Below are 15,561 nucleotides of genomic sequence, written 5' to 3' on the forward strand. Positions count from 1 at the left end.
GGCAGGTACACCGACTTTCCTGTAGGAGCTGTCGAGTGAAACGAGGCTGCGATCTTTTGATCTTGCTTTGTGTACATATCCTTTGCTGCGGTCAAGGCTGCTTATGGTTCCGCCCTTACGGCGGGTCACTTTCGAAAAGCGCGAAAGTAACCAAAGCGCTTTTGCCCCACCACTCGGCACCTCGCCTAGGCTCGGTGTGCCCTCACTCCGGCATTACGCAGCGGGTCGCCGCGATGGGCCATCCCTGGCCCAGCGCGGCTAAACCGGCATCCTTGCCGGTTTACCCGCTGCGCAAAGCCTGCGTTCGGCCAGCGTGGTTAACGGGGCGTCCGTGATCAACAACCGGGCCGTGGCGGCCTTCGGGCCGACCAAGGCATCAAGCCGGCGCGCTGCGCTTGTCTGGTCGTGCACACCCTTCGGACTGACGCGTTTTTTGCTTCTTCATGCGATATTGCTTGGGTGGGCACTACCGCTGTCAGAATCCAAAACTCACGCCGGCACTTCATCCAGCATCAACCGCTGGCGCACCACATCAACCAGTTTGTCCGGCTGGAATTTGGACAGGAAGTTGTCACAGCCCACCTTCTTCACCATCGACTCGTTGAAACTACCGGACAACGATGTGTGCAGCACCACGTAAAGCCCCCGCAGGCGTGGATCGTTACGGATCTCGGTGGTCAGGCGATAGCCGTCCATTTCCGGCATCTCGGCGTCGGTGAACACCATCAGTAGCTTGTCGGTCATGTTTTCGCCCGTGTCTGCCCAGGCCTTGAGCATCCTCAAGGCCTTGAGGCCATCGCTGGCGATGTGCATCTTCACGCCCAGTTGACCCAGGGTGTCGCGCAATTGCGCCAAGGCCACATTCGAATCATCCACCAGTAGCACTTCACGGCCCCGCGCGCGCTCGAGCACTGGGTCTTCGAGTTTCTCGCGGGACACCTTGGCGTTGTACGGAACAATCTCTGCCAGGACTTTCTCGACATCGATGATTTCCACCAACTGGTCATCAACCTTGCTGATCGCGGTCAGGTAATGCTGACGTCCGGCGCTGGTGGGCGGAGGCAGGATGGCTTCCCAATTCATGTTGACGATGCGGTCTACGCCACTGACCAGGAACGCCTGCACCGAACGGTTGTATTCGGTGACGATGATCGTGCTGGTCGGTCCAGGAACCAGAGGCCGCATGCCGATAGCCTGGGACAGGTCGATCACCGGCAAGGTCTGCCCGCGCAAGTTGACCACGCCGCAGACAAAAGGATGACGCTGGGGCATCAAGGTCAGCTTGGGCAACTGCAACACTTCCTGAACCTTGAACACGTTGATCGCGAACAATTGCCGACCCGCCAGGCGGAACATGAGGATCTCCAGGCGATTCTCACCCACCAGTTGCGTGCGTTTGTCTACCGTGTCGAGAATGCCGGCCATCATGACTCCTGGGCGTGTGCGGATGAATTCATTATGAGGTTATCGGCTATATGAAGCAGATCTTGACCCGTTCATGAAGATGCCACGCCCGGGCATTGATGTCACATTAACATCATGCTCTACTGCCATAGATCCTCCTCCCTGCGCTGGCGCACGCGACAACTCCTCGCTCCCCAGGTTCCCTTGCCTAAGGGTTACCCCTACCCGCAATCAGGCCCCACCTGATATTCGTCCTATCCGATAGCCATTAATGTGATGCCTTTCTCATTGCACGAGTGGAGTCGGCATGCGAATCGACCCTAAGGCGTGGGCTCAGCGGTTCACCGATTTTCAAGTCGAGGCGGAACTGCTGTTGGCCAAGACAGAGGAATGCCTGACTCATTTGCAGCTGATCAGCAATGACAAGGATGCGATCGACTGCATCCTCAGCACCCTGCTCAAATTGGCGAGCAAGGCTGATGCGCTCGCCCTCGTAGCGGTGTCGAGCTTTGCGCTGCAGGTTCACAGCGTGCTCAACCATGCTCACCACCACATGCCGCTGCACGACGAGGCGCTCGCCGCGTTGAAAGACTGCCTGACGCTGATCGCCTGGCAACTTGAGCTGATCGATCGCAGCACCGGCCAGCTATTCCTCGATGACAGCGAACAGACCGAGCTGATTGAAGCCTTTGCCTTTCAGGTCGGCCACCACCCGTTCCAGCCCCCCATGAGCGCAAAGCCATTTACGCTGGTTGGTTTTCCGACCGTTCACGCCTGACCTGCCGCAACTAAGCGTAAAACGGAGGAAAACCGTCGGTATAAGCGTGGGGCCTGACGGTTTAGCCCTCTGATGGCTGCGCGACCAGCGGTATCTTCGGTGCTATCATGCCGACCGTTAATTGACGTCAATTAATGGCGCATTGATTCCACACCCGGATAGGCCACTGCACTTGGCTATCTTCCCCAGCGAACATCCATTGGCTCCATCCGCTATGTACGCCAGCCTGAAGTCAATCATCCCGTGGCCACCCTCCCCCGTGAATGCGCGACGGCTGACGCTGCTGCTGTGCGGCGGCTCGGTGCTGGGCAACCTGCTGGTCTACTGTTTGTCCCTGGAGCTGCCGGCGGGGTTGCTGGCGTTGAACTTCGCGACGCTGTTGGCCCTGTGCCTGCAACATCGCCTGACCAGTCGCATGATCAAGTTCCAGCCCCAGGAGTTGGCTGACCGGCTGCTGCAGGTTCAGGAGAATGAACGCCATCGCCTCAGTCGCGAATTGCACGACGACATTGGCCAGCTGCTCACGGCAGCCAAGCTGCAAAGCGATTGGCTCAAACGCCGTATGCCCGAAGAGCTGCAAGGCCACTGCGCGATGCTCTGCGAAACGCTCGAGGAAACCCTGTTGAAGGTTCGCGATCTGTCGGCGATCCTCAATCCCCGACAGCTCGCCAGCCTGGGCCTTGAAGCCAGTTTGCGCGCGCACTTGCTCAAGACTCTGGCCAACACGCCGGTTCATTGGAGCCTGGAATGCCAGCAGCGTCTGACCGGGATTCCCGAGGAAACGGCCGTTGCGGCTTTTCGACTGACCCAGGAAGCCGTGACGAACGTGCTGCGCCATGCCAGGGCGAAAAACCTGGTGGTGCGCCTGCAGCGCCTGTCCCAGGGGCTTTCACTGTCAATCTGCGATGATGGCCAGGGCTTCACTCCCGCTCCCGATCCAGCGCGCGAGGGACAACGCGGCATGGCCGGCATGGCGGAACGGGTGGAACAATTGGGTGGCACCTTGTTGGTCACAAGCGAACCGGGCAATGGCACGCGCCTCGAAGCACTTTTCCCCTGGGCGCCCCGTGCGCTTGAACGGGCCAGCACGAATAAGGTTCTGCATTGACTTGTAACTTGCTTCTGGTGGACGACCACTCGCTGATCAGGGCTGGCGTGCGCGCCCTGGTACTGGATATCCCTGGTTACTCAGTAGTGGGTGAAGCCAACGACGGCTCACTGCTGGTGGAGATGGTCGAGCGACTGTCGCCGGACATCGTCCTGCTGGATATATCCATGAAGCAAACCGGCGGCCTGGAGGCGTTGCAGCACCTCAAGCGCGTGCGTGCGCAATGCAAGGTGCTGATCCTTTCCATGCACACCGATCCCGCCTTGGTCATGCAGGCGCTGGAGGCCGGCGCTCATGGCTACCTGCTCAAGGACATGACCGCTACCGAACTCGAACAAGCGCTCGATGCGCTGCGAAATAACGAACGCTACCTGAGCCCGGGCATTGCCCACACCGTGATCAACCAGGCGCTGGTGCGCAACCGCACCAGCCAGGCGCCCAGCATCGACACCCATAACTTGACGGCGCGTCAGCTGGAAATCCTGCGCCTGATCGTTCGCGGAAAATCCACCCGGGAGATCGCCAGCGGACTTGGGCTGAGCATCAAGACCGTGGAAACCCACCGCTCGCAGATCATGAAGCGCCTGCAGATCTACGACGTGGCCGGGTTGGTTCTGTTTGCCGTGCGCGAGCAGATCATCAGTCTGGATGACTGACGACGGTCGATCCGCTCAACAAAGGTGAATCCGCCGGCAGATGCACTCGAAGGGCTGCCGGGCGCGCCGCAAAGCGCAGGTTGTCGCCTTCCAGCGGTTCGCCATCGAGGTTGATGTACAGGCCTTCGGAAACCTTGATTTCGACCCAGGGCAAGCGAGCGCGCACAAACATACTATCCAGGCCAAAGCCATCAGCCAGCAGGTTCTTCAAGGTGCCAACCAACTCCTGGGGCGCAGGCAGGATGCTGATATCGAGCAAGCCGTCGTCAGCCAGCGCCTCGGGACACAGGACGTGACCGCCACCGGCCTGTCGACCATTGCCGATGCCCAACGCCAGGAGCTCACCGCTCCAGTGAAAATCAGGCCCCTGCAACTCGCCATAAGCCGCGTGCAATTCGCTGAAGCGCGACAATCCGGTAAACAGATAGGCCGCCCCGCCGAGGACTTTTTTCAGATCTTCCGACGTGTTGGCGGTAACCTGGCTGCCGAAGCCGCCCGTGGCCATATTCAGGAATACCTGATCGCCGGCTTCGCCCAGGTCGATGGCGCTGGCCGGACTATCGAGCAACTCCAACGCCGGTCCAGGCTCCAGCGGCACACCTGCGGCGCGGGCGAAATCGTTGGCGGTGCCCAGGGGCATCAGTACCAGGCTGGCGTCTGCCGAGTGGTTGGCGATTGCTTCGGCGATATCGCGCAGGGTGCCGTCACCGCCCCCGGCAATGATCTGCGAATAGCCTGCGTTGAGCGCTTCATCAACCAGTCGCTGAGCATCGCCAGCCTCCCAGGTCACCCGTACAGCCAGGTCCCAGCCCTGTTGCCGTTTTTCTTCAACTGCGGTACGCACCGCTTCGTTGAGCGCTTGCTTGCCGTGCAGAATCAACAGCGCTTTGCGTTCGCTCATGGCAGTCACTCCCAGGATTGGATTCCGTATGGCAGATGTTGACCTCGGCCGCGTCCAAAAAAGCCGTAAAAAAACCAATTATTTAAGCGATGTCAGAGCAGCGTCCTACAACACGGTATTTTTTCTTACAAAAGGACAGGAATCGGCTCAATTGACCATCCGGATTGATTGGTCCACTTTGGCAACTTCTGTTACCAAATACCCGGAAGAGAAGTGGATATGGAATCTCGCGTCGTTGAACTGAAGGCCCACCTTACGCACATCCATCGAGAAATGGATGAACTGCGCAGAACCGTCAGGATCATCAAGCACCGCCTCGCCTATTCAGCGGGCGCAACAGTCGTGGTCCTGGGTGTACTGGGATGGATCGCCAACAGCCGTTTTGATCAAGTGGTGAACTTGCTGGCTCGCTGAACCGGCGCCCTACACGCCACCTGTCATGCAGACTCGCCGTTGTATCGAGCGAGTCTGCATGACAGGCATGAGCGAGGCGTCAGCCCAGCACTTCGCTCAGAGGAATGAAACCGACAGACTCACCTTCGACCAACGTACGATCTTCGCGCACTTCCACGAGTCCCTCGGCCCACGCGGCACTGCGCAGCACACCCGAGCTCTGGTTCTTGTAGATAATCGCCCGCCCGTTCTCCAGGCGCCCACGCAGGTATTCGCGGCGATTGCCTGCCATTGGCCAATCGAAACCCGCTGGTACCTGGAACTTCAGGGGCTCAATGTCCCGCACGCCTTGACGGCGCAACAGGTAAGGCCGGGTCAGCAAGGCAAAGGTCACCAGGGTCGAGGCCGGATTACCTGGCAGGCCGATTACCGGCACCCCACGAAAATGCCCGAAGGTCAGCGGTTTGCCTGGCTTGATCGCAAGCTTCCACAGGGTCAACTCGCCCTCCTCGCGCAAGGCGATGCCGAGAAAATCAGCCTCACCTACCGAGACACCACCGGTGGAAAGGATCAGGTCAACATCGTTGAGCTGGCCGAGGCGAGCGCGGGTGGTGGGCAGATCGTCGGGGAGAATACCGGCGTCGATCACCTCGCAACCCAGGCGCTGCAACCAGCTGCAGAGCAACACCCGGTTGCTGTTGTAGATTTGCCCTGGGCCGAGGGGCTGACCGGGCTCGATCAGCTCGTCACCCGTGGACAGCACCGCAACGCGAACCTTGCGAATGACTTCCAGCTCGGCACAGCCCAGCGAAGCCGCCAGCCCCTGTTCAATTGGACCCAATCGAGTGCCGGCGGCCAGCACCTGCTCACCTGCTGTGGTTTCCTGGCCCTGGGGACGAATGTTCTGGCCGATACTCATGGCCTGGATGAAACCTACCCGCCCGTCCGACTGGACCTCGGCGTTCTCCTGCATCTCGACGCAATCGGCGCCAGCAGGCACCGGGGCGCCGGTAAAGATTCGCGCACAAGTACCTGGCTGCAGAGGTGGCGGCGCGTTACCGGCAAAAATCTTCTGGCTGACCACCAGCGGTTCGCCGGTCCAGTCGGACAAGCGCAGGGCATAGCCGTCCATGGCGCTGTTCGGCCAAGGCGGTAAATCCAGGGTCGATAGCAAATCCTCGGCCAATACCCGCCCCTGTAGCTGGGCCAACGGCAAGCGCTCGCGCTGCAGGATCGGCGTGGCATCCGCGACTTCCAGCAGGCGTGCCAGCGCCTCTTCGACCGGCATCAGCGTGCCCTTCTTACCTGGCTTACCCGCGGGATTCACAAGGCGCCGCCTGTTTCAGGTGAGCTACGAAGTTGCAAGGGCGGTGGCGCGAGTCCAACTGCTCGGCAAGGATGCCATCCCATCCGGTGCGCACCGCATTGGTCGAACCAGGCAGGCAGCAGACCAGTGTGCCATTGGCCAGGCCGGCCAGCGCCCGGGACTGCACGGTGGACGTGCCGATGTCGGCTACTGAAATCTGCCGGAACAGCTCGCCAAATCCGTCGACCTGCTTGTCCAGCAGGCAGCTCACCGCTTCTGGCGTGCTGTCGCGACCAGTGAAACCTGTGCCGCCCGTGATCAGTACGACCTGCACGACGTCTTCGGCAATCCAGTGGGCGACTTGCGCTCGAATTTTGTACAGATCATCTTTGAGCAAGACCCGCTCCGCCAGGTTATGCCCGGCAGCGCTCAGGCGGTCGACGAAGACCTGGCCAGAAGTGTCGGTTTCCAGGGTACGGGTGTCGCTGACCGTGAGTACCGCAATATTAAGCGGTGCGAAAGGTACTTCAGCCTTGGCTTTCATCGGCTCGTCCAGTTGTAGGAAAAACAGGCCGGTGTTATATCACAGCCCCCACTTTTTTCGCCGCCCCCATGGAGGCCCGCCATGACTCTCGCAACCCCGTTGCCGCCCTGCTCGATTCTGCTCCTGGCCGGCGGACGCGGCCAACGCATGGGCGGGCAGGACAAAGGGTTGCTGGACTGGCATGGCGAGCCGCTGATTGCGCATCTGCAGCGCAAGACCCGGCAGTTGAGCGACGACCTGATCATTTCCTGCAACCGCAACCTGGACAAATACACCCCTTACGCCGACCGCCTGGTGCATGACGATGAAGGGGATTTCCCCGGTCCCCTGGCAGGGATTCGCGCAGGCCTGCACGCCGCGCGGCACCCTTTCATGATGGTCTTGCCCTGTGATGTGCCGCGCATTGATGCCGCGCTGCTGCAGGCCATGCGCGAAACGGCCAGCTTGCATCCGGACAAGCCCTTGATGCTGCGCCATGGCGAGCATTGGGAACCGCTGCTGTGCATCATTCCCGTGGCCCTGCGCGAGGCATTTGATGAGGCCTGGAGCGAGGGGGAACGCAGTCCGGGTCGTATAATGCGCAAACTGGGTTCGATCGCCCTGCAATGCCCGGAAAATGACCCGCGACTAGCCAACCTGAATACTCCGGAGCTATTACGCACCCCGGGCACTGTGTCAGACTGACACTAGCCAAGGAACTTGCGCGCGCTGTACACGTCTACAAGCTCAGTAACCAAAGAATTCATCTCGGAGACACACTCATGACTCAACGGACCCTCGCCACTTTCATGCTCGCACTGGGCCTTGCGACCCTTGCCGGTTGCTCTTCGCCTACCGTGATCACCTTGAATGATGGTCGCGAAATCCAGGCTGTCGACTCGCCAAAGTATGATGAAGATTCCGGTTTCTACGAGTTCCAACAACTCGACGGTAAAGAAACCCGCATCAACAAGGATCAGGTTCGTACCGTTAAAGAGCTGTAATTTTTTCGGCACCGCCCTGATACAGAAAAGCCCGCTTCGGCGGGCTTTTTCGCGACTGGAGAACGGTAATTACCAATCCAGAACCAGCGAGCTTTCGAATTCACGCACCTGGCCGGTCAGCGGATCGATGAAACGCAAGCCTTGGGCCAGCAACTTCAGGGGATTGGCATAGTCATCGACAACATCCGGCAGCACCAGGGGATAGAACGGATCATTGCAGATACCCGCGCCCAGTGCTGACATGTGCACCCGCAGCTGGTGTTTCTTGCCCGTGACTGGATACAGCGCATAACGCCACAGATCGCCGTGTTTTTCCTTCACCTCTACCGCTGTCTCGGTATTACTCACGCCCGGACCTTCCTGCATGCGAAAAAACGGCTCGCCCTCAACCAGCCGGCTTTTGTGCAGCCGAGGAAAAGACAACCCGGGCAATGCAGGGGCAATGGCTTCGTAGCGTTTTTCGATCTGCCGGGTCGGGAACAGCGACTGATAAGCCGAGCGGCTGTCAGGGTTGGCCGAAAACAAGACCAGCCCGGCGGTGTGGCGGTCGATGCGATGCAGCGGCACCAGGTGCGGGTTGTCCAGGCGGCGGATCAACCTGCGCAGCAAGGTTTGCTCGACGTATTCGCCCGCAGGCGTGACTGGCAGGAAGTGCGGCTTGTCCGCCACCACCAGATGCTCATCTGCGTAGAGGATTGATTCGATCACCGGGATCGGCTTTTCATCCGGGACTTCCCGGAAATAATGAATGCGCAGACCTTCCTTGTAGGGCAGGTCGAGGGGGATGGGTTGGCCCGAGCCGTCCAGTACACGCCCTCGGGCAATGCGGTCGAGCCACTGCTCGCGACCGATGGCGCTGAAATGTTCGCACAGGCAGTCCAGCACGGTCGGCCACGCCCCTGGTGGCAAGTACAGCGTGCTGGCCTGTGAATGCGCAGCTGAAAAAGATGAAGTGGACATACGAAAGCTCTAACCCCCTAATGCAGGTCGGCATTATCCAGCAGTGGTCAGAACGAACCTAGAAGAGATTCCTACGCCGCCGGAATCCGGTCGCGGGCGGCAGCTTCGGTGAATTCCTTGAGCCAGCGCAGCACGTCCACCGCCTCCCAGCGGCCAGGGTCATACAACGCGTACAACAACCCCTGGTAGCCGACCACATCCAGTTGCCGGTGATACCCCGCACGCTGGAACAAGGCTTCGATTTCGGCGAAACAGGTATTGAAATGCAGTTTATTGAACGGCGTTTTCCCTTCGGTAACCAGCCCGTCCAGGCGTAATTCGAGCACGGCTTCTCGCACCACGTCCGCCGACATGCGGTTCACGCTGTTCTTCAACTGTTCGACATTGACCATGACTCATCCTCTGACTCGCAGGATCGCCCGCAAGACAGGCCATCCGAATAACTGTATAGGCATACAGTAACTGAATCAGTGAGTTTTCGCCAACGGATCAATCAGGCATAACGACAAATGGAAGTCAGCCTAGAGCAAAAAAGCGACTACCTGCTCGGCGTCAAATGGCCAGTCCAGCTCCGCCCCCGTATCCACACGGCGCAGCACCGGGATCCGCAAGCCGTAGTCCTCGACCCAGTCTTCGTGTTCGGCGATGTCGATCAACTCGACCAGCAAACCGTGCTCGACCAGAGGCATCAGCTCTTCTTCGGCAAGTTCACACAGATGGCAACCAAGGGTGCCGAACAGCTGGCATTCAGGAGGCATGACCGAGGGTCCAGGCAAAGTAGGCGTTCATTCTAGGCCCACGATCCAACCCAGTCGAGGCGAAGGCTGCAGCTTCTGATTAGAGGGAACCGGCAATCCCCTGACTCAAATCATTCGCGGCAAATGCCATATGAGTGATGCTCGGTATTTTTTTGCCTCTACGCTTCAGTAGGCAACTTCAACGTCGGAGAATTCGTGTTCACCAACCTGCTGATCATTCTTGCCTCCTCCCTGGTGGTGATTGCACTGTTCCAGCGACTGCGCCTGCCGCCGGTCCTGGGCTACTTGTGCGTGGGCCTGATGATCGGACCCACTGCGTTTAATTGGGTCAATGAAAGCGAAGAACTGCCGGACCTCGCCGAGTTGGGCGTGGTGTTCCTGTTGTTCTCCCTGGGGCTGGAATTTTCCCTGTCGAAGATGCTGGCCCTGCGCCAGGTAGTGTTCGGCCTTGGCAGCCTGCAAGTGCTGGCGTGCACGCTGTTGCTGGGCGGCTTGCTACTGCTGTTCGGCATGCCAGGCATACCCGCATTGCTGCTAGGTGCAGGACTGGCGCTGTCTTCCACTGCCATCGTCAGCAAGGAGCTGGGCAGCCTTGGGGAAATTTTCAGCAGCCACGGCCAGAACGCCATCGCTGTGCTGTTGTTTCAGGACGTGGTCGCGGTATTGCTGCTGACCCTGGTCCCGGTCTTTGCCGGCAACAGTGAGCAGCCCTGGTACTGGGCGCTGCCCCTGACGCTGGGCAAAACCGTGGTGTTGTTTATCGGCCTGCTGATGGCCAGTCGCTGGCTCTTGCCGCGGTTGTTCCATGAAGTGGCGGCGGCTCGATCCGCAGAGCTGTTTGTATTGCTGGCGCTGGTGATTGTCCTGCTCACCGCCTGGTTGACTCACTTGCTCGGCCTATCGCCGGCGCTGGGTGCTTTTCTCGCCGGCATGCTGCTCGGGGAAAGCCACTACCGGCATCAGATCGAGGCTGACATCCGGCCCTTCCGCGACATTCTCCTGGGGTTGTTTTTCGTCAGCATCGGCATGCTGATCGACTTGCAGCTGTTTGCCAGCCACGGTCTGCTGATCCTGGGGCTGACCCTGGCATTGCTGTTGATCAAGGGCAGCGTCGTCGCGTTGCTGGTCAAATGGCGTGGTAGCGACGCAGAAACAGCCTGGCGCAGCGGACTGGCCCTGGCCCAGGGCGGTGAGTTCTGCTTTGCGCTGATGGCGCAAATGCAAACGAGCAAGATGCTCCCGGCAGACTTCGCCGGAATGCTCCTGGCGGCGACCTTCTGCTCAATGCTGGTCACGCCATTGCTGTTACGTGCGGCGCCGCGCATAGCGGCGCACCTGCACCGCAAACCCAACGAAGAAGCGCAGCTGGAACACATCAGCGCGCTGAATGCGAGCCTCGACGGCCACGTGGTGATCTGCGGATACGGCCGTGTGGGCCAGTCCATCGGCCGCTTCCTGCGCCACGAACAGCAAGCCTACATTGCGCTGGACAGCGACCCGGTGCGAGTGCAGGAAGCCGCCGTCAACGAAAGTTGCGTGCACTACGGCGACTCCCGCCGCGGCGAACTGCTGGTCGCAGTAGGGCTGGACCGCGCCCGGCTGCTGGTGATTGCCGTGGACCGCGCCGACATCGCCATGCTGATTCTCCAACAGGCCCGGCAGCTCAACTCGAGCGTGCCGATCCTGGTGCGCACTCGCGACGACAGCCAACTCGCCGAACTGACTGCCGCCGGTGCCAGCGAGGTAGTGCCGGAGCTCCTCGAATCGAGCCTCATGCTCGCCTCGCATGCGTTGATCATGCTGGGCCTGCCCGCACAGCAGGTGAAGGACCGGGTGGATCAGGTCCGCAGCGATCGCTATCGCCTGCTGCACGGTTTCTATCCGGGATCGAACGACGATGAACGCTGAATCAGTCCTGGCTCACGGCGCCAATCTTGTGGATCGCCAGGTCTGCGCCGTGATACTCGTCTTCCTGGCTCAACCGCAGGCCATGCAGCGCCTTTATTACGCCATAGATCACAAAGCCACCGAGCAGCGCCACGATCACGCCCAGCGCAGTGCCGATCAACTGGCTGATCAGGCTGACGCCGCCCAGGCCTCCCAGCGCAACCTGGCCAAAAATCCCGCAAGCGATACCGCCCCAGACGCCGCACAGACCGTGCAACGGCCACACGCCCAGGACATCGTCGATGCGCCATTTGACTTGCGCAGCGGTAAAGCACCAGACAAACAGTGCCCCGGCGATCGCCCCCGTGAGCAGCGCTCCCACCGGGTGCATCAAATCGGAACCGGCGCAAATCGCCACCAGGCCGGCCAACGGACCGTTATGCAGGAAGCCCGGGTCGTTGCGCCCGACAAGCAGCGCCGCCACGGTACCGCCGACCATGGCCATCAGCGAATTGACTGCCACCAGGCCGCTGACATTATCCAGGGTCTGCGCGCTCATGACGTTGAACCCGAACCAGCCAACGATCAGGATCCACGATCCCAAGGCCAGAAACGGAATGCTCGACGGCGCGAACGCAACCAGCCGGCCTTCGCGATAACGTCCCTGCCGCGGCCCCAGCAGCAACACGGCCGCCAGCGCCAGCCAGCCACCCATGGCATGAACCACCACCGACCCGGCAAAATCGTGGAAGCTGGCGCCGAAGCGTTCCAGCAGCCAGGCCTGCAGGCCATAGTTGCCATTCCACATCATGCCTTCGAAGAACGGGTAGATAAACGCCACGATCAAGGCGGTCGCGCACAGCTGCGGGGCAAACCTTGCGCGCTCGGCGATGCCGCCGGAAATAATCGCGGGGATCGCTGCGGCGAAGGTCAGCAGGAAGAAAAACTTCACCAGTCCATAACCATGGTCCGCCGTCAGCACCGCCGCCGGCTGCATGAACGTAACCCCATAGGAAATCCAGTAGCCTATAAAGAAATAGGCAAGGGTCGAGATGGCGAAGTCACTGAGGATCTTCGACAGGGCATTGACCTGGTTTTTCTGGCGAACCGTACCGACTTCGAGAAACGCGAAGCCTGCATGCATGGCCAGCACCATCACCGCGCCGATCAAAATGAACAACGTATTGGAGCTATGGACCAGACTGTCCACAGCGCTTTGCAGATTTTCCATGGATTGGCAGACCTGAAGGCTAAAAAAGCACCAAAGCAGTTCGCGCAGAAGATTCATGCACCAAGTTGCAACCCCTCAGGCTTAATGTTCGAAGCCCATCGAGCCGATTTGGTGCGCAAGGTCACGACCTTTGCGCGGGTTTGATTTATTTGAGTTAAGGTTTTGCTCGAATCATGCCCAGCAACAGCGCAACGGCGCGGGCTGGCGCACCATGGCAAAGCAAAAGCTGTACCAGTCATTTGTACTGAACCTTCACCCATCGCTCATACTCGAAAGCAACAGACGCCACTTACGGAGATCACCAATGGCCAGCATCAAGGCAAAGACTGCTCAAGAAATACTGATGAATGATTTTCAGACATTGGTCAGCGACACCGAACGGTTGCTGGAACACACCAAGACCATCGCTGGTGATCAGGCTGATGAGTTGCGCGACCAGATCCATGACAGTCTGCTGCGTGCCCGGGAAACCTTGAAGCTGACCGAAGACTCCCTGCGCGAACGCGGGCTGGCTGCGGTTACTGCGACAGAGGATTATGTCCAGGCCAACCCATGGCAGTCGGTCGGTATTGCTGCAGGCGTAGGTTTCCTGATCGGCCTTCTGGCCACTCGGCGCTGATATGGCGATCGGCGAATCCAGCTCGTCCGCGACGGGCACAAGCTCCTCACCGCGGCGCCTGGGTGCCGCTTTTCTCGGATTGCTGCACAGTCATGTCGAGCTCTTCGGCATTGAGTTGCAGGAACAGAAAGCCCGCACCGTAAGCCTGTTGCTGTTTGCAGGCCTCGCGCTGGTGTTTGCCCTGTTACTACTGGTGGGCCTGTCGACCCTGGTAATGATCCTGTTCTGGGATACCTACCGACTGGCAGCGATCATCGGACTCTGTGTTTTCTACACGCTGGCGGCGATCTTCTGTGCCGTGCGCCTGAAAGCAGCGATTTTCGATGAGTCCTCGCCATTCCACGGCACGCTGGAAGAACTGGCCAATGACCGGGAGCGCCTGTTGCCATGAATTTGCCCGAACTGCCACACAACACTTCGCGCACTGAAATGCGCAAGGCGCTGATCCGCCTGCGCATGGAAATGCATCGTCAGGAAATTCGTCACGAATCCGCGCAATTGCTGCAGCCCTTGCAGCGAGTGCGCGGGATGAGTCAAAGCATTCAGGGCGGGTTTGGCATCAAGCATGCGCCGCTGTGGGGCGTTGCAGCAGTAACATTGCTGGGCTTTCTGACCGGCAAAGGTGCCAAGAGCGGCGGCGCCAGCAGCGTGACCCGACTGATTCGCCTGAGCACTACCTTGGGCCCCTTGATCAAATTGGTCATGCAGGGTTCAACGCGCAAGCCCTAGGCAAGCTGGCTGTATTCTTGCAACACCACGCGGGGTTGAAACTCTTTGACCGGAGATTCAACCCCGCGTGCATACGCCTGCGTGCCTGACCGGTACCCGGATTATTCCAGAACAAGAATTTAGCAAGGAGGCCTTGTGATCGACGGGCAACCGCTCGCCTGTTTCCAACCGTTCATAGATACCGCCACCGGTCGCATCGCAGGCGTCGAGGCCTTGGGTCGGCTACGCCAGGCGGATGGCCAACTGACCTCGGTCGGCCCCCTGTTTGCCGACTCCAGAATTCCCGCAGCCGCCCTGCGGCGCCTCGATCGACAGATCCGTGACCACGCCTTGAGCCGCCTGCACCAAGCGCCGGCTGACTGGTTCCTGAGCCTGAACATGTCACCGCGTTGGGTCAATCGCTTGCGCCCGGATCAGGACCTGCCCAGTCTCAAGCAGATGGCCAGGCATGGCGTCGACCCGCAACGCATCGTCTACGAGATCACCGAGCTGGGAGGCGACATTCAGCGCCTGGCAGACGTAGTCGCGCGGTACCGCCGGGCTGGCGCCAGGATTGCCATCGATGATTTTGGTGCCGGCTATTCCCAGCTCGATCGCGTGTTGGCGCTGCAACCGGACATTCTCAAGCTCGACATGCGCTTATTCCAGGCTGCCGCGCTAGGCGGTCCGAGTAGCGATGTGGTCAAGGCCCTGGCGCAAATGGCGGAAAAGACGGGCTGCTGGATCATCGCTGAAGGGGTGGAGACCGATGCCCAGCTCAACTTCGCGCTTGAGTGCGGCTCGCGTTATGTCCAGGGTTTTCTGTTCGCCCGGGCTCAGGAAGACTTCTTTGCCACCGATGCATTCGTCGAGCGCTTCGCCGAACTGCGCCACCGCTATGTTCAGCAGAAACTGCTCGAGCGCGGCCGACTCATGCTCATGCGCCAGCAACTCGGTGAGCTGATGGGCATTCTGCAAGACTGGGCCCAGGCCCGCGCACCGCTCAGCGCCTTGCCGCGTCTCGATGCCTTTCCCTGGTTGCTGCGCTTTTACCAATGCGACCGGCACGGCACACAACTGACACCGAACCTGGAATGGGGGCCACATGGCTGGAAAGCTGATAATCGCTACCTGGGCCATAACTGGTCATGGCGCCCGTACTTCTACCATCTGCTGGCCGAAGGCTGGGAGGAGCGCCGCCTGACGCTTTCCAACACCTACCGCGATGCCACCAGCAACCAATACTGCCTGACCGCCGGGCAATTTTTCGCCAATGGTGAAAGGCTGCTGCTCATCGATATCGACGCTGCCGGGCTTTAGTAGCG

The 15,561-nt window shown here is 59.9% G+C and carries 18 protein-coding genes and 1 pseudogene; 11 read left to right on the forward strand and 8 right to left on the reverse strand.

Going from position 1 to position 15,561, the window contains the following annotated elements:
- Window positions 1–489: 489 nt before the first annotated feature.
- The gene (locus ORL50_RS21080) at window positions 490–1,425 is read right to left on the reverse strand and encodes a chemotaxis protein CheV (RefSeq protein WP_266017738.1); all 936 of its coding nucleotides are present in this window, start codon (window positions 1,423–1,425) and stop codon (window positions 490–492) included.
- Window positions 1,426–1,711: 286 nt separating this feature from the next.
- Between ORL50_RS21080 and ORL50_RS21085 the strand changes: the two genes are divergently transcribed.
- The 3 genes from ORL50_RS21085 to ORL50_RS21095 all read left to right on the forward strand — a co-directional run bounded on the left by ORL50_RS21085 (window position 1,712) and on the right by ORL50_RS21095 (window position 3,946).
- Window positions 1,712–2,182, forward strand: coding sequence for a hypothetical protein (locus ORL50_RS21085; RefSeq protein WP_266017740.1), 471 nt, complete (start codon window positions 1,712–1,714; stop codon window positions 2,180–2,182).
- Window positions 2,183–2,396: 214 nt separating this feature from the next.
- Window positions 2,397–3,290 carry a sensor histidine kinase gene (locus tag ORL50_RS21090; protein WP_266017846.1) on the forward strand — a complete coding sequence of 298 codons (894 nt, stop codon included), beginning with the start codon at window positions 2,397–2,399 and terminating at the stop codon, window positions 3,288–3,290.
- Window positions 3,287–3,946 carry a response regulator gene (locus tag ORL50_RS21095; protein ID WP_266017743.1) on the forward strand — a complete coding sequence of 220 codons (660 nt, stop codon included), beginning with the start codon at window positions 3,287–3,289 and terminating at the stop codon, window positions 3,944–3,946. Before ORL50_RS21090 ends, ORL50_RS21095 begins: the two co-directional genes overlap by 4 nt.
- Here the strand turns inward: ORL50_RS21095 and yegS are convergent.
- A complete protein-coding gene (gene yegS, locus ORL50_RS21100) occupies window positions 3,930–4,847 on the reverse strand; it encodes a lipid kinase YegS (protein ID WP_266017746.1) in 918 nt (305 codons plus the stop codon). The genes ORL50_RS21095 and yegS overlap by 17 nt on opposite strands.
- A 201-nt stretch (window positions 4,848–5,048) precedes the next feature.
- On the opposite strand from yegS, the pseudogene ORL50_RS21105 reads away from it, so the two are divergent.
- Window positions 5,049–5,261 (forward strand): annotated as a pseudogene (locus tag ORL50_RS21105) (hypothetical protein); the annotation flags it as partial.
- A gap of 79 nt (window positions 5,262–5,340) precedes the next feature.
- On the opposite strand, the gene ORL50_RS21110 reads toward ORL50_RS21105, so the two are convergent.
- Window positions 5,341–6,528: a molybdopterin molybdotransferase MoeA gene (locus tag ORL50_RS21110; RefSeq protein WP_266017847.1), complete on the reverse strand. Its 1,188-nt coding sequence runs from the start codon at window positions 6,526–6,528 to the stop codon at window positions 5,341–5,343.
- A gap of 22 nt (window positions 6,529–6,550) precedes the next feature.
- On the reverse strand, window positions 6,551–7,090 hold the full coding sequence (moaB, locus tag ORL50_RS21115; RefSeq protein ID WP_266017749.1) for a molybdenum cofactor biosynthesis protein B: 540 nt from the start codon (window positions 7,088–7,090) through the stop codon (window positions 6,551–6,553).
- Window positions 7,091–7,171: 81 nt separating this feature from the next.
- Between moaB and mobA the strand changes: the two genes are divergently transcribed.
- Together mobA and ORL50_RS21125 are read left to right on the forward strand one after the other, a co-directional pair.
- Window positions 7,172–7,774, forward strand: coding sequence for a molybdenum cofactor guanylyltransferase MobA (gene mobA / locus ORL50_RS21120; RefSeq protein WP_266017750.1), 603 nt, complete (start codon window positions 7,172–7,174; stop codon window positions 7,772–7,774).
- A gap of 77 nt (window positions 7,775–7,851) precedes the next feature.
- Window positions 7,852–8,073: a YgdI/YgdR family lipoprotein gene (locus ORL50_RS21125; protein ID WP_247292467.1), complete on the forward strand. Its 222-nt coding sequence runs from the start codon at window positions 7,852–7,854 to the stop codon at window positions 8,071–8,073.
- Window positions 8,074–8,142: 69 nt separating this feature from the next.
- Here ORL50_RS21125 and ORL50_RS21130 read toward each other — a convergent pair whose 3' ends face one another.
- The 3 genes from ORL50_RS21130 to ORL50_RS21140 all read right to left on the reverse strand — a co-directional run bounded on the left by ORL50_RS21130 (window position 8,143) and on the right by ORL50_RS21140 (window position 9,791).
- Complete coding sequence (locus ORL50_RS21130; RefSeq protein ID WP_266017753.1) at window positions 8,143–9,033, reverse strand: pseudouridine synthase; 891 nt, start codon at window positions 9,031–9,033, stop codon at window positions 8,143–8,145.
- A gap of 71 nt (window positions 9,034–9,104) precedes the next feature.
- Window positions 9,105–9,425 (reverse strand): transcriptional regulator, encoded by a 321-nt coding sequence (locus ORL50_RS21135; RefSeq protein WP_266017755.1) that lies wholly within the window; start codon window positions 9,423–9,425, stop codon window positions 9,105–9,107.
- A 129-nt stretch (window positions 9,426–9,554) separates the two neighbouring features.
- Window positions 9,555–9,791, reverse strand: a complete 237-nt coding sequence (locus ORL50_RS21140; protein WP_266017757.1) for a glutaredoxin family protein — start codon at window positions 9,789–9,791, stop codon at window positions 9,555–9,557.
- Between the two features lie 195 nt (window positions 9,792–9,986).
- Here ORL50_RS21140 and ORL50_RS21145 point away from each other — a divergent pair, with 195 nt between their 5' ends.
- A complete protein-coding gene (locus ORL50_RS21145) occupies window positions 9,987–11,699 on the forward strand; it encodes a cation:proton antiporter (protein ID WP_266017759.1) in 1,713 nt (570 codons plus the stop codon).
- A 1-nt stretch (window position 11,700) separates the two neighbouring features.
- On the opposite strand, the gene ORL50_RS21150 is transcribed toward ORL50_RS21145, so the two are convergent.
- Window positions 11,701–12,909 carry an ammonium transporter gene (locus ORL50_RS21150; protein WP_266017760.1) on the reverse strand — a complete coding sequence of 403 codons (1,209 nt, stop codon included), beginning with the start codon at window positions 12,907–12,909 and terminating at the stop codon, window positions 11,701–11,703.
- A 304-nt stretch (window positions 12,910–13,213) separates the two neighbouring features.
- On the opposite strand from ORL50_RS21150, the gene ORL50_RS21155 reads away from it, so the two are divergent.
- The 4 genes from ORL50_RS21155 to ORL50_RS21170 all read left to right on the forward strand — a co-directional run bounded on the left by ORL50_RS21155 (window position 13,214) and on the right by ORL50_RS21170 (window position 15,556).
- Window positions 13,214–13,528: an ElaB/YgaM/YqjD family protein gene (locus ORL50_RS21155; RefSeq protein ID WP_266017762.1), complete on the forward strand. Its 315-nt coding sequence runs from the start codon at window positions 13,214–13,216 to the stop codon at window positions 13,526–13,528.
- 1 nt (window position 13,529) lies between these two features.
- Window positions 13,530–13,919: a phage holin family protein gene (locus tag ORL50_RS21160; RefSeq protein ID WP_266017764.1), complete on the forward strand. Its 390-nt coding sequence runs from the start codon at window positions 13,530–13,532 to the stop codon at window positions 13,917–13,919.
- Window positions 13,916–14,257: a hypothetical protein gene (locus ORL50_RS21165; RefSeq protein ID WP_266017766.1), complete on the forward strand. Its 342-nt coding sequence runs from the start codon at window positions 13,916–13,918 to the stop codon at window positions 14,255–14,257. The genes ORL50_RS21160 and ORL50_RS21165 overlap by 4 nt, the downstream gene beginning before the upstream one ends.
- Window positions 14,258–14,392: 135 nt before the next feature.
- Window positions 14,393–15,556, forward strand: a complete 1,164-nt coding sequence (locus ORL50_RS21170; protein ID WP_266017768.1) for an EAL domain-containing protein — start codon at window positions 14,393–14,395, stop codon at window positions 15,554–15,556.
- Window positions 15,557–15,561 lie beyond the last annotated feature (5 nt).

The organism is Pseudomonas sp. RIT-562 (assembly GCF_026241895.1).
In the GTDB taxonomy this organism is placed as follows: Bacteria; Pseudomonadota; Gammaproteobacteria; order Pseudomonadales; family Pseudomonadaceae; genus Aquipseudomonas; species Aquipseudomonas mandelii_F.

What these genes read in the sequence shown, in the direction of transcription:
- ORL50_RS21080 (WP_266017738.1), bottom strand. Translation starts at nt 1,425, where the DNA reads ATGGCCGGCATTCTCGACACGGTAGACAAACGCACGCAACTGGTGGGT.
- ORL50_RS21085 (WP_266017740.1), top strand. Translation starts at nt 1,712, where the DNA reads ATGCGAATCGACCCTAAGGCGTGGGCTCAGCGGTTCACCGATTTTCAA.
- ORL50_RS21090 (WP_266017846.1), top strand. Translation starts at nt 2,397, where the DNA reads ATGTACGCCAGCCTGAAGTCAATCATCCCGTGGCCACCCTCCCCCGTG.
- yegS (WP_266017746.1), bottom strand. Translation starts at nt 4,847, where the DNA reads ATGAGCGAACGCAAAGCGCTGTTGATTCTGCACGGCAAGCAAGCGCTC.
- ORL50_RS21110 (WP_266017847.1), bottom strand. Translation starts at nt 6,528, where the DNA reads ATGCCGGTCGAAGAGGCGCTGGCACGCCTGCTGGAAGTCGCGGATGCC.
- moaB (WP_266017749.1), bottom strand. Translation starts at nt 7,090, where the DNA reads ATGAAAGCCAAGGCTGAAGTACCTTTCGCACCGCTTAATATTGCGGTA.
- mobA (WP_266017750.1), top strand. Translation starts at nt 7,172, where the DNA reads ATGACTCTCGCAACCCCGTTGCCGCCCTGCTCGATTCTGCTCCTGGCC.
- ORL50_RS21125 (WP_247292467.1), top strand. Translation starts at nt 7,852, where the DNA reads ATGACTCAACGGACCCTCGCCACTTTCATGCTCGCACTGGGCCTTGCG.
- ORL50_RS21130 (WP_266017753.1), bottom strand. Translation starts at nt 9,033, where the DNA reads ATGTCCACTTCATCTTTTTCAGCTGCGCATTCACAGGCCAGCACGCTG.
- ORL50_RS21135 (WP_266017755.1), bottom strand. Translation starts at nt 9,425, where the DNA reads ATGGTCAATGTCGAACAGTTGAAGAACAGCGTGAACCGCATGTCGGCG.
- ORL50_RS21140 (WP_266017757.1), bottom strand. Translation starts at nt 9,791, where the DNA reads ATGCCTCCTGAATGCCAGCTGTTCGGCACCCTTGGTTGCCATCTGTGT.
- ORL50_RS21150 (WP_266017760.1), bottom strand. Translation starts at nt 12,909, where the DNA reads ATGGAAAATCTGCAAAGCGCTGTGGACAGTCTGGTCCATAGCTCCAAT.
- ORL50_RS21155 (WP_266017762.1), top strand. Translation starts at nt 13,214, where the DNA reads ATGGCCAGCATCAAGGCAAAGACTGCTCAAGAAATACTGATGAATGAT.
- ORL50_RS21160 (WP_266017764.1), top strand. Translation starts at nt 13,530, where the DNA reads ATGGCGATCGGCGAATCCAGCTCGTCCGCGACGGGCACAAGCTCCTCA.
- ORL50_RS21165 (WP_266017766.1), top strand. Translation starts at nt 13,916, where the DNA reads ATGAATTTGCCCGAACTGCCACACAACACTTCGCGCACTGAAATGCGC.